Source organism: Paenibacillus mobilis (assembly GCF_058267595.1).
Genome location: NZ_JBZCMS010000003.1, coordinates 157,781 through 170,189 on the forward strand (window position 1 = coordinate 157,781; position 12,409 = coordinate 170,189).

Here is a 12,409-nt window from a genome sequence, read left to right on the forward strand (position 1 = left end):
GATGAGCAGCGGACAAAATCAAACAGACGTAATTTTAATTGGTGCCGGAATCATGAGTGCGACATTAGGGTCATTGCTGAAGGAATTGGTTCCCGAATGGGAAATCACCGTGTTCGAACGGCGCGCCAGCGCCGGAGAGGAAAGCTCCAATGAATGGAACAACGCGGGAACGGGACACTCTTCCTTATGTGAACTGAATTACACCGTAGAACAACCGGATGGATCTATTGACATTAGTAAAGCCATAAAAGTAAACGAAGAGTATCAGTTCTCCAAACAATTTTGGGCTCATCTCGTTAGAAGCGGCCGAGTGCCCCGTCCTCGTGACTTTATCGTACCGGTGCCGCATATGAGTTTTGTGCAGGGCGAGCGGGATGTCGCTTTTTTGAAAAAAAGATTTGAAGCGCTTTCAAGGAATCCGCTTTTTGAAGGCATGCAATTCTCCGAGAATCCGGAGCAATTGGCGGAATGGATTCCGCTGATGATGAAGGACAGGACGGTCAATCAGCCTATAGCGGCTACCAGAATCGACACGGGCACCGACGTCAATTTCGGTTCTTTGACCCGGATGTTGTTCGATCAATTGAAGAGCCAAAACGTCGATATCCGGTTTAACCACCAGGTTGAAGATATCAAACGCACTTCCGGGGGCCTGTGGGAGCTTAAAGTAAAAAACGAGGGCAGCGGAGCCACGGAACACCATACCGCGAAATTCGTCTTTATCGGCGGCGGGGGAGGCAGCCTGCATTTGCTGCAGAAATCCGGCATTCCGGAAGGCAAGGGGATCGGCGGGTTTCCGGTCAGCGGACTTTTTATGGTGTGCAAGAAACCGGAGATTGTGCGGCAGCACCATGCGAAGGTATACGGTCAAGCGCCGGTAGGCGCGCCGCCGATGTCGGTGCCGCATCTGGACACCCGGGTGATCGACGGGAAGGAGTCGCTGTTTTTTGGCCCGTTTGCAGGCTTCTCGCCGAAATTCCTGAAGTTCGGTTCGATGTTTGATTTGATCACCTCAGTTAAGCTGCATAACCTGACCACGATGCTGGCGGCCGGCGTGAAAAACTTCCAGCTGACCAAATACCTGGTCCAGCAGCTGATGTTGTCGAAGGAGCAGCGCATCGAAGCGCTGCGCGAGTTTATCCCGGACGCAAACGGCGAGGATTGGGAGCTGGTAGTCGCGGGGCAGCGCGTGCAGATTATTAAAGACACGACAGCCGGTAAAGGAACGCTCCAATTCGGGACGGAGGTCATCAGCGCGGCGGACGGCTCGATTGCGGCCCTGCTTGGCGCCTCGCCGGGAGCCTCCACGGCTGTTTCGGTCATGCTGGAAGTCATCCGAAGATGTTTTCCGCAGCATTTGAAAGAATGGGAACCGAAAATTAAAGAAATGATCCCTTCCTACGGCTTGTCCCTGTCGGAGCATCCTGAACTTATTCATAAAATTCATGTTACAACGGCGCAGGCGCTGGGCCTGGAGAACGGGGTTCATTAAACGGCCGGGAACGGCTACGAGCAATGCAAAGAGGAGCAGAACTTACGTTTTGCTCTTTTTTATTTTTTTCGAGGACAAGGGGTTCGGATGGGGGCTATTTCCCTGCGTATAAATAAGATTTGACGCCGGGTCCGACAAAAGCTTTCCAAATAATCAGGTTGTAAGGGTTGCTCCAATCGATTTCGTATCCGCCGAACATCTCATGGAGCCGGTTGCTGTTGAAGATGACGCTGCCCTGCTGATCAAAGGCAACGCCGTCAACCCACAGCATCCAGTCGTCCGAGACGAATTCCCGGAAAGCGGGGACTTCCGGCGAATAGATGCCTATGCCTTTCCTTTCCACCATCGTATAGTAGACGTTGCCCAGATTATCGGCATGCATCCCGTCCGTGACGGTACGTTTGCTGCCCGGAGAACGGACTGCCCGGATCATCTGATAACGGTTTGTTGAGTAGGGCATGGTTTAACCTCCGAATCCGAGTGATTTCCCTTGCTACTTCACATATATGCCTTCTGCGAAAAATGATGCAGTTCCTCAAAACCCTAATATTCTATGAAAACGCCTCTAATTTTTCGGGTAGAAGGCCAGGTCAATTCCCGGTAGAATGACGCGTGAGGAACTGACACTAAGGAGGTTCAATATGTCTACAACAATCCATTATCCATTTCAGAACCCTTCCCTTCCGCTTGAGGAACGGGTGAACGACCTGGTTGCCCGGTTCACGATGGAGGAAAAAGTGGGACTCATGGTTCAATATCAAACGGCCGTCGAGCGTCTCGGCGTAAAAGCGTATAAACACGGCACGGAGGCGGCCCACGGCATGGCCTGGCTCGGCGAAGCCACGGGTTACCCGCAGCCGATCGGCCTTGGATGCACCTGGGATACCGATTTAATGCAGCGAATCGGCAGCGCTATCGGAGATGAGGCCAGAGGTTTTTACAAACGGGATCCGGAAAAAAACGGCCTCACGTTATGGGCGCCTACCGTCGACATGGAGCGCGATCCGCGCTGGGGCCGGACTGAGGAAGCTTACGGCGAAGACCCGCTGCTGACAGGCAAACTGACGGCCGCTTTGGTGAAAGGGATTCAGGGCGACCATCCGGCCTATTTGAAAGCGGTTGCCACGCTGAAGCACTTCATTGCCAACAACAATGAAGTGGGCCGGGGCGATAAGTCGGTCAGCATCGATCCCCGCAATATGCGCGAATATTATTTGAAAGCGTTTGAAATTCCGTTTAAGGAAGGCGGCGCCCAGTCCATGATGACGGCATACAATGCCATCAACGGCGTGCCGGCCAACCTCAGCCCGCAGGTGAAAGAGATCGTCAAGCAGGAATGGGGCATGGACGGATTTGTGGTCAGCGACGCCTTTGACGTCTCGGGCACCGTACGCGATCACGGATATCTGGAAACCTACAAGGAGGCGGTCGCCCGCTCCGTCAGGGAAGGCGGAATCGACAGCATCACCGACGACGGCGAGCTGATGAAGCAGGCGCTGCGCGAAGCGCTTGAAGATGGGCTGCTTGCGGAAAGCGACCTGGATGCCGCGCTGCGCAACACGTTCCGCGTACGTTTCCGCCTTGGCGAATTTGATCCGGAGGAAGGCAATCCGTACGCGGCTATCGACGAGTCGGCCATTTTGCATCCGGAGCATCAAAAGCTGGCGCGCGAAGCGGCAGGCAAAGCGGTCGTGCTGCTCAAAAATGACAACGGCATGCTCCCGCTGCAAGCCGATAAGGTGAAGAAAATCGCCGTGATCGGGCCGCTTGGCGATACCGTTTACCGCGACTGGTATAGCGGCTCGCTTCCTTATGCGGTTACGCCGCTGCAGGGGATTCGGGAGAAGCTGGAGGGCCTCGGCGGCGAGGCGACCTTCACGGGCGGCACGGACCGCGTCCAGCTGAAGGCGAAGTCTAACGGCCGCTACGTGCAAGTGCAGGACGGGGAGCAGGCCGCGCTTGCGGCAGCAGGCGAAACGCCGGAGCAAGCCGCCGTCTTTGAAGTCACCGACTGGGGCTGGGGCAGCCACACGATCATCGCCGAGCAAAACGGCCGGTACCTGACTACGGATGACCGGATCGTCAAAGCGTCGGCGGACCAGATCTGGGAATGGTTTACGAAGGAGGTGTTTCTGGTCCGTCCGGCGGAAATAGAAGCGGAAGAGAGAGCGGGTCGCGTAACCCTCTCCGCCTGGAACGACATGCCGGTCACGGTGCAGACCGAAACCGGCGAGCTGCTCGTCGGCAGCGGCAGCGCGGAAGAAACCGCCAACGAAATTAACGTGGCGGGGGCCGCCTCCCTGACGGAGGCGGGTGACCGGATTACCGCAGAAGTCTTTGAAGTGGAGACGGTGACGGATAAATTTCAGGCGGCGAGGGAAGCCGCCGGGGATGCCGATCTGGCCGTCGTCTTCGTCGGCAATCATCCGCTGATTAACGGCAAAGAAACGGCGGACCGTCCGGACATTACGCTTCCGGCCTCCCAAGAGCGGTTGATCCAGGAGGTTCTGTCCGTTAACCCGAACACGGTCGTGGTTGTGATAGGGGGTTATCCTTATGCGCTGAACTGGGCGGATCAGCATGTTCCGGCTATCGTCTATACTTCGCATGCCGGTCAGGAGCTCGGTCACGCTGTGGCCGACGTGCTGTTTGGCGATGTGAATCCGGCGGGCCGGCTGAACATGACCTGGTACAAATCGGTCGGACAGCTGCCGGAATTTATGGATTACGACGTCATTAAAGGCGGCAGAACCTACCGGTATTTCGAAGGTGAGCCGCTGTATCCGTTCGGTCACGGCTTATCCTACAGCACATTCCGTTATGACGGGATCAGCCTGGAACGCAGCCGGGTTTCCGCGGACCAGGATGGCGGGGGCGGAGAGAACGGTCCTGCGGTAAAGGTCACGGTCCGGGTGACGAACCTTTCGGACCGTGCGGGCGAAGAAGTGGTGCAGCTGTACGGGCGCGCCGGGCAATCGCGCGTGAAACGCCCGCTGAAGCAGCTGCACGCGTTCCGCCGGGTGCAGCTGCAGCCGGGCGAGACGGTTGAAGTGAGCTTCACGCTGCCGCTGTCCGAGCTGGCGATGTGGGACGTCACGCGCGAGCGCTTCTGCATCGAGACCGGCGCCTACACCTTGATGGCCGGTCCTTCTTCGGCGGACCTGCCGGTGAGCGCGGTGCTTGAGGTGCAGGGCGAGGTCATTCCGCCGCGCGACCTGAAGCGGCCTGTGAAGGCGGTCAACTATGACGCCTACGAAGGCGTTTTGATCGGCGAATGCCGCGAAGGAGGCAGCGCCGTGGAAGTGCAAACGCAATCCGGCTGGATTGCGTTTAAAGACGCCGAGCTTGGCGATGGGGCAAGCACGGTGAGGTTCCGCGCCGCCAGCCAAACGGCGGGAGGGGCCGAAGTCCGGCTGCAGAGCCCGGACGGGCCGCTGGCGGGCCGGGCGGAGTTCGCGGCAGGCGGTGCGCAGGAATGGCGCGACTACACCGCTCAGCTTAGCGGTGTAAGCGGACGTCAGGACGTGTATATTGTCCTGACCGGCCAAGCAGCGCTGAGCACGCTGGAGTTTTATTAGGAGCTTTTTCCGGGGGTCCGGGAGCCTGTAAAAAACGTAGAAAAGCATGAAGGAAAGACCGGGTCCCTCTGTAAGGGGTCCGGTCTTTTTGCGGGCGAACATGGAGAAAAGAACAAGCTAAATAACCCTGTGACCCGCCTACTGGAGTGTGGGCCTCCCCAAATGGTATAATTTACAACGAATTCAGTATCGGGGGGCATAGGGATGAACGAGGATCTTCGGGAACGGCTGGAAGCGTACCATGAGGCCGATCAATATGAGCAAATTGTGGAAACCATTGAAGGCATACCGGCAGAGGAAAGAGATTACGAAATGATCGGCCATTTGGGCCGGGCGCTCAACAATCTGGAGCGTTATGAAGAGGCGGGTGAACAGTTTCTGACAGTGGCGGAAGAAGGACAGGACGATCCTCTTTGGCATTACCGTTTAGGGCTGGCTTATTACTATTTGGAACAGTATGAAGAGGCTAAACGCGAATTTACGCTTGCGGACCAACTGGATCCCGGGGACGAGGATACCCTGGAGTTTCTGGATTGGATCGCGGATAAACAGGCCGGAAATTCCGCTGGGGAAGCCGCTGAACCCCAAGAAGACAGCGAGACCGGCAGCCCCGATATCTCGGGGCAGCGCGAAGTCTCCAGGCAATCCGAAGTCACCGTTTCGGGCGTATCCATGGAATCCGGCGGTTTAATCAGCGAATCGGCTGCGAGCGGTGGTCATGTAGAGCTAAGCCCGGATGGGTTCTGGGAGGACAGCGCGGAAGCCTCCGAAGCCTATGTGCTGGACCTGCCTTCGGATGAGCTGATCGCTTCCGTGGAAGAGGAGCTTGTCTTCAAGCTGCCGGCTTCCTATGTGGAGATGATGAGAATACATAACGGGGGCGTGCCGCACCGGCGGATATTCCCGGTTAAACGGGGAGATCTGGAGGAGCAGGTCGCGATTTCAGCCATTCTGGGCATCGGACGGGACAAAAGCCATTCGCTTTGCGGAGAACGCGGCAGCCGCTACCTGATCGAGAAAGAGGGTTATCCCGAATTTGGCGTGGTGATCGGCGAATGCCCGGACGAGCATCAAGCGGTGATGCTGGATTACCGGGAAGCCGGCAATGACGGCGAACCGGAGGTCGTGCATGTGGATGCGGGGAACAAGAACAAGGTCACTAGGCTCGCTCCCGATTTCAAAACCTTTGTCCAGGGATTGGTGAGGGAGACGGGAAATACGGCCGAATAAGCAGTGTAATAAAAGATAAAAAAGATAAAAAAGGCTGCCCCTTTCCAGGGAGCAGCCTTTTTCGAATGAGCAGCCGGGCCGTTGAGGAGCCAGCTTTGACGTAAGCCAATTTCGTCGAAATTTCAGGGCTTAAAAAATGCGGACACAAGTATAATACTTGAATAGGGTTTTATTCGGCTAAACCAAACCGCTTAAGCAAGACGCATTTTGAAATCTTCGTAACCGAACTCATGCTGGACCTTGCAGTCCCCGGATTTTTCCTTCAGCACGAGAGCCGGAAGCGGCATGCCGTTAAACGTTGTGTTCTTCACCATCGAATAGATGGCCATGTCGCCAAAGACCAGACGGTCGCCGGGTTTCAGAGGCTCATCAAAGGAATAATCCCCGATGTTATCCCCGGAAAGGCAGGTCGGGCCGCCAAGGCGGTAAGTGTAAGCTTTCTCGCCGGGTTCACCGGAACCCAAAAGCGGCGGACGGTACGGCATTTCCAGCACGTCAGGCATATGGCAGGAAGCGGAGGTATCGAGAATCGCGATATCCATGCCGTTTTTCATCGTATCCAGCACCGTAGTTACCAGGTAACCGGCGTTCAGCGCAACCGCTTCGCCTGGTTCCAGGTAAACTTTCAAACCGTATTTGGTTTGCATGCGTTTGATGCAGGCCTCCAGGAGCGGAATATCATAGTCTTCTCTGGTGATATGATGGCCGCCGCCAAAGTTAATCCATTCCATCTGGGATAGGTAAGGCCCGAATTTCTCTTCGATCGCGTCCAGCGTGGTCGACAGGTCATCCGAGTTCTGCTGGCACAGCGTATGAAAATGCAGACCGGAAATCCCGTCCAGCAGGTCCGGACGGAAGTTCTCGATCGTTACGCCAAATCTGGAGCCTACGGCGCAAGGGTTGTAAATGTCGTGTCCCACCTGGGTGGAGCATTCCGGGTTGATGCGCAGACCGATCTTCTTGCCGGCCGCAAGCACCTTAGCCCCATACTTCTCCACCTGGGAGAACGAGTTAAAAATAATATGGTCGCAAATCGAAATAATTTCGTCGATTTGGTCATCGCGGTAAGCGGGGGCAAAGACATGGTTTTCTTTGCCCATTTCATCGTGTCCGAGGCGCGCTTCATAAAGGCCGCTGGACGCCGTTCCGCTCAAATATTTGCCGATCAGAGGATACGTGGTGTACATCGAGAAAGCCTTTTGCGCCAAAATGATGCTGGCACCCGTACGCTCCATGACTCCGGCCAGAATTTTCAGGTTGTTCTCCAGAAGCTGTTCATCTACTACGTAACATGGTGTGGGCAGTTCTTCAAAGCGCATTTTACTTAACGACCTCTGCTTCCCGCTTGGAGGCGGATTTCTCGTCTTCCGGATAAGCGTCAACGATAACCGGATTGAAATCTTCAACCCAAGGAAGTCCCCATTTGTTCAAGGCTTCCATGAACGGATCCGGATTGAACTCTTCCACGTTGTAAACGCCCGGTTTGTTCCAGTGTCCTTGCAGGATCATCATGGCGCCGATCATGGCAGGGACGCCTGTTGTGTAAGAAACAGCCTGGGAGCCCACTTCTCTGTAGCATGCTTCATGGTCACAAACGTTGTATACGTAGTAAAGTTTGTCTTTGCCGTCTTTTTTGCCTTTAAAAATACAGCCGATGTTCGTTTTGCCTTTCGTGCGTGGTCCCAAGGAAGCAGGATCAGGCAGAACGGCTTTCAGGAACTGCAGCGGAATGATTTGTTTGCCTTCGAATTCGATCGGCTCGATGGAAGTCATGCCGACGTTTTCGAGCGCCTTCAGGTGCGTCAAATAGCTTTGTCCGAAGGTCATGAAGAAACGGATGCGTTTCAGTCCAGGAATGTTAGCCGCCAGGGACTCCAGCTCTTCATGATAAAGCAGGTACATGTCTTTTTCGCCGACTTCGGCAAAGTTGTAGACGCGTTTGATCTCCATCGGTTTGGTTTCGATCCATTCGCCGTTTTCCCAGTATCTCCCGCTCGCAGAAACCTCGCGGATGTTGATTTCAGGGTTGAAGTTAGTGGCGAAAGGATAACCGTGGTCGCCGCCGTTGCAGTCCAGGATATCGATATATTCAATTTCATCAAAATAATGCTTCAGAGCATATGCGGAGAATACGCCTGTCACGCCCGGGTCAAAGCCGCTGCCGAGCAAAGCGGTGATGCCGGCTTTCTCGAAACGCTCGCGGTATTCCCACTGCCATTTGTATTCGAATTTCGCAGTATCTTCCGGTTCGTAGTTCGCCGTATCCATGTAGTGCGTTTTCGTTGCCAGGCAGGCGTCCATGATGGTCAGGTCTTGGTAAGGCAGAGCCAGGTTCATGACGATGTCCGGTTTGACTTCGTTGATCAGGGCGATCAATTCATCTACATTGTTGGCGTCAACTTGAGCCGTAGTAATTTTGGTTTTACCGCCGTCCAATTTTGCTTTCAGCTCGTCGCATTTGGATTTTGTGCGGCTGGCGATGCAGATTTCCTCAAATACTTCACTGTTTTGAACACATTTGTGGATGGCAACGGAAGCAACTCCGCCCGCTCCGATAATAAGCGCTTTTCCCATTTTCTCCATTCTCCTCTTCATCTTTTTTTGTGAAAAACCGTCACGAAACAAATAAAAAAGCAAGTGAACAAAACGCATCAACTGCGCATCATCACTTGCTTGCGATAGTATTCGAAATTAAGAAAGCCCTAAAAATGACCGGACAAGCCCGGCATCCATCAGCCATAAAAAAACCTGTTATGGATAAGCTCTTAATATTCAAATATATCGGGTTGGGATCAGAGTCTATTTAGCAAATAATTCGCCTTTACCACTCTTATTGACCGTTTCACAAGTTGATGTGCAGATGCACTGGTTGTAAAGTAACCAACTTATAAAATTTGAGCTTTTAACTCAATCAATAAGGCAACAAGAGTTGCCAATCGGCATTTGACCCGGCTGTCCGTATGGCCTTAACTTCTTTGGAGAAGTGGTCAAAATTATCTGCTTGGAAAGACCTGAATAATATATTGAATATTAGCTTTCCAAAATTCACACAACTCCATCATAACAGGTCATCACCCAAACGGCAATGGAAATTTAAAAATAATTTTGAAATCAAGTGCCTTTAATGTGGCATCCCGGACCTTTGCAGAATGGGAAATCGCTGGGATGCTTACCTATGCCAGGGAAGACGAGGGCTGGGAGATCGTGACCGTCAACAGCACGGTACGCAGGCAGGGCATAGGCGCTTCCCTCATCAAGGAGTTGGAGCGAGTGGCTGCTGAGCAGGGCTGCCCAGAATCTGGTGCATCGTGACGAACGACAACACGCGGGCGATCCGTTTTTTGCAAAGAAACGGGATGACGATGTGCGGCTTTGGCCGGCATGCGCTGGAGCATACGCGAAAGCTGAAGCCGCAAATTCCGCTGACCGGGCAGGACGGGATTCCGATTGAACACGAATTGGAATTTGAGAAGCTTATGGGCTAGCTTCGTCGCAGCCTCCCCAGGCCGGTAAAAAAGGAACAGGCAAACCGCAGCCACAGCAGCAGAGCATAAGCGATAACCAGGTAGATCAGTATATAAATCCAGAACGGGATGTTTACAATCAGTATGCCTAATAAGTACAGCGGAAGATCGGTGCAGAAGACAAGCAGGGGGGCCAGCAGCTGCCATCCTGGCTTCTTGATGCAGAAGATGAATATGGCAAAGATCAATCCTTTGGCAAACCCCCATAGGGCAGAGGAAAAAACATCGTCTTTATAGATATCCGCAAAAATACCTACGTGATAACGCCGTATGCCAAGAACCGACATGACGTACATTACAGTCGCAGCGCTGCTCCACGCCACCATCCATAAGGACAGAAAACTCGCCCATCCCCGGCCGGCCTGAAGGTAGCGCAGCCAGAACTGGGTTAAAGGGAAATAAAGTAACATAACCAGAAGGGTGTATTCTCTCCTCCACCAGTAACGTTCATAAATGCCCATTTCTTCGAACAGAATCTCTACGCCCACCAGAGCGGCAGCAAAAAGAGCCAGCCAGCGGAACCGGAGCTTAAATACCGCCGACAGCAGAGCTAAGGAAGGGATGATAAATAAGTTCGAAGGAAAAGAGCCCAATATATTGTCGTAATATGGTTGAGGGAGAACCTCGGGATGATAAGCATAGCTGTCCCCAAGAACTAAAACAAAAAACTCCGCAAAATAAACCATTCCGGAATAACACATAAACAAAGCGGCATAACCCGCTTGTTTTTTTTGGATTAAGATCCATGCAATAAGGGCCAGGCTCAAAGCGGCAAGCAGCAGGTAAGGGACATAATTGGGCATGGAGGCTCCCCCATTTTCTTTTTCCTAAGTTTCCCCAAAACTGCCGGGCTATTCATCCTCACTAACGTCCCACGCTGAATATAGCCGGGCAGCATGCTCGGGCAGCAGGATTTTCGTTTTCTAAAAAAAACAAAAAAATAAACCGGGGCTACCGGTTTATTTTTGTATATGAAGATCCTGATCCTGAGAACGGTTCAGAGTCGTTTTATTAAAGTTTTCTCAGTTCGCGGAGGATGTCCTCCGGATCAAAACGCTGCATAAAGTCCGGATTCACGTAAGCCGAACGAATGATGCCGGACTCGTCGATCATAAAGGTCGAAGGGATCGGCAGAATCCAGCGGTTTGTCGCGTTATATTCGGCGAGATCCAGGTTCATCTGATTTTTCATCACGTTTTGAAGATAATCCGGCACGTCATAAAGGATATTGTAGAAAGCCGCTACCAAACCGTTGCTGTCGCTGAGCACCTGGAAAGTAAGGTCTTCTTTCTCCCGCTGGGACAAGGTATTGTCCGGGCTTTGCGGGCTGACCGCGATCAGCTGGCCGCCTAGCTCCTCAATATCCGGCAGAACTTTCTGATAGGCTTTGAGCTGCATGTTGCAGAAAGGACACCAGCCTCCCCGGTAAAAGGTGAGCACGACCGGGCCTTTGGACAATTCATCATACAGGTTGACCGTTTCTCCGAGTGCGTTCTTCAATGTAAAATCTTTGGCTTTTTGCCCTTCCTGCAGCCCGTAGGATATACCGGATTCCTGCTGCTCACGGATCGAGCGAAACAATTCCGTCTGGATCTCAAGCGGGGTATGGGCGATAAACTCCTGTTTGGCTTCGGCTAACTTTTGATTTAATGACATCTTTAGTCCTCCTCGATAGGATCAATTGAAAACCCTGTTTTCTCCTCCTGTTATAAAAAGGTATGTAATTTTGGAGTGATCAATCCATTTTATTGTTGAGTTCATATTATCTGATTTTTTTTGGAGTGTCAACTCCAAAAAATGAACTTTGTTTGCGGCATAAAAAATCCCTAAAGGCACTGGCATTTGCCCTTAGGGATGTTTCAGTCCGGGACGGACCTCCTTTTTATTTTTGTAACGGAATGGATCTTAAATCATGAAGGACCGGACATGCTCCAGCATGGCGTCCATGCTCGCTTCCAGCGGCGCGGCCTCCTTGCGGACCTTGGCGAGCAGCAGCCCGCCTTGAAGCGCCGCCAGCAGGGCAAGCGCCAAATGTTCCGGGTTTGCTTCAGGGCGCATTTCGCCGCGGTCGTACATGGCTTGAAGCCCTTGGCGGATCGAGAGCTCCCACTGCATGAAGCCATCGGCCAGCTCTTTCCTTGCAGCAGGCTCCAGGTCCGAAAGCTCGCTGCCGAGCGAGCCGATCGGACAACCGCCCTGGAACCCTTGATGAATCTGGTGCTGGACAAGCGCGTCCCGCCAGGAACGGAGAGCTTCCAGGCTGTCGAGGTGGCTCAGCAGCGGCTCCTGGGAGCCAAGCACCTGGTCGTTCTGATAAAGGATGACGGCGAGCACCAGCTCCCGTTTTTCTTTGAAATAATGATACAGTTGAGAAGAGCTGACGCCGGCTTCCTGCTGAACGTCTTCCACGCTTGTGCCCGCGACGCCGCGTTCAAACATCAGCTTGGCGGCGGCGGATACGATGCGAGCCCGCGTGGCCTGGCCTTTTTTGGTCAGCTTGGGAGTTTGGTTTTGGGTTTGATTTTCGGTTTGGTTTGGGTTTTGTTTTAAATTTTCCATACCTTCAGTATAGCAAAAATGGAGAC

At 53.2% G+C, this 12,409-nt stretch carries 10 protein-coding genes and 1 pseudogene; 5 read left to right on the plus strand and 6 right to left on the minus strand.

Annotation, left to right across the window (positions count from 1 at the left end):
* The first annotated feature begins 1 nt into the window (after position 1).
* Positions 2-1,492: a malate:quinone oxidoreductase gene (locus AC3ZPD_RS07045; protein ID WP_490983879.1), complete on the plus strand. Its 1,491-nt coding sequence runs from the start codon at positions 2-4 to the stop codon at positions 1,490-1,492.
* Between the two features lie 94 nt (positions 1,493-1,586).
* Here the strand turns inward: AC3ZPD_RS07045 and AC3ZPD_RS07050 are convergent.
* A pseudogene (locus tag AC3ZPD_RS07050) lies at positions 1,587-1,919 on the minus strand (L-dopachrome tautomerase-related protein); the annotation flags it as partial.
* Between the two features lie 214 nt (positions 1,920-2,133).
* Between AC3ZPD_RS07050 and AC3ZPD_RS07055 the strand changes: the two are divergent.
* The gene (locus AC3ZPD_RS07055) at positions 2,134-5,070 is read left to right on the plus strand and encodes a glycoside hydrolase family 3 C-terminal domain-containing protein (protein WP_490983572.1); all 2,937 of its coding nucleotides are present in this window, start codon (positions 2,134-2,136) and stop codon (positions 5,068-5,070) included.
* Between the two features lie 204 nt (positions 5,071-5,274).
* A complete protein-coding gene (locus AC3ZPD_RS07060; protein WP_490983573.1) occupies positions 5,275-6,300 on the plus strand; it encodes an SMI1/KNR4 family protein in 1,026 nt (341 codons plus the stop codon).
* 191 nt (positions 6,301-6,491) lie between these two features.
* On the opposite strand, the gene nspC is transcribed toward AC3ZPD_RS07060, so the two are convergent.
* Positions 6,492-7,619 carry a carboxynorspermidine decarboxylase gene (gene nspC, locus AC3ZPD_RS07065; RefSeq protein ID WP_490983574.1) on the minus strand — a complete coding sequence of 376 codons (1,128 nt, stop codon included), beginning with the start codon at positions 7,617-7,619 and terminating at the stop codon, positions 6,492-6,494.
* Between the two features lies 1 nt (position 7,620).
* Positions 7,621-8,874: a saccharopine dehydrogenase family protein gene (locus AC3ZPD_RS07070; protein ID WP_490983575.1), complete on the minus strand. Its 1,254-nt coding sequence runs from the start codon at positions 8,872-8,874 to the stop codon at positions 7,621-7,623.
* Between the two features lie 552 nt (positions 8,875-9,426).
* Between AC3ZPD_RS07070 and AC3ZPD_RS07075 the strand changes: the two genes are divergently transcribed.
* A complete protein-coding gene (locus AC3ZPD_RS07075) occupies positions 9,427-9,612 on the plus strand; it encodes a GNAT family N-acetyltransferase (RefSeq protein ID WP_490983880.1) in 186 nt (61 codons plus the stop codon).
* Positions 9,609-9,785, plus strand: coding sequence for a hypothetical protein (locus AC3ZPD_RS07080; RefSeq protein WP_490983576.1), 177 nt, complete (start codon positions 9,609-9,611; stop codon positions 9,783-9,785). Before AC3ZPD_RS07075 ends, AC3ZPD_RS07080 begins: the two co-directional genes overlap by 4 nt.
* Here the strand turns inward: AC3ZPD_RS07080 and AC3ZPD_RS07085 are convergent.
* The 3 genes from AC3ZPD_RS07085 to AC3ZPD_RS07095 form a co-directional block, all read right to left on the minus strand.
* Complete coding sequence (locus AC3ZPD_RS07085; protein WP_490983577.1) at positions 9,782-10,627, minus strand: hypothetical protein; 846 nt, start codon at positions 10,625-10,627, stop codon at positions 9,782-9,784. The two genes, AC3ZPD_RS07080 and AC3ZPD_RS07085, sit on opposite strands and share 4 nt — an antisense overlap.
* A 208-nt stretch (positions 10,628-10,835) precedes the next feature.
* On the minus strand, positions 10,836-11,480 hold the full coding sequence (locus tag AC3ZPD_RS07090) for a peroxiredoxin-like family protein (RefSeq protein ID WP_490983578.1): 645 nt from the start codon (positions 11,478-11,480) through the stop codon (positions 10,836-10,838).
* Between the two features lie 249 nt (positions 11,481-11,729).
* Positions 11,730-12,383, minus strand: coding sequence for a TetR/AcrR family transcriptional regulator (locus AC3ZPD_RS07095; RefSeq protein ID WP_490983579.1), 654 nt, complete (start codon positions 12,381-12,383; stop codon positions 11,730-11,732).
* Positions 12,384-12,409 lie beyond the last annotated feature (26 nt).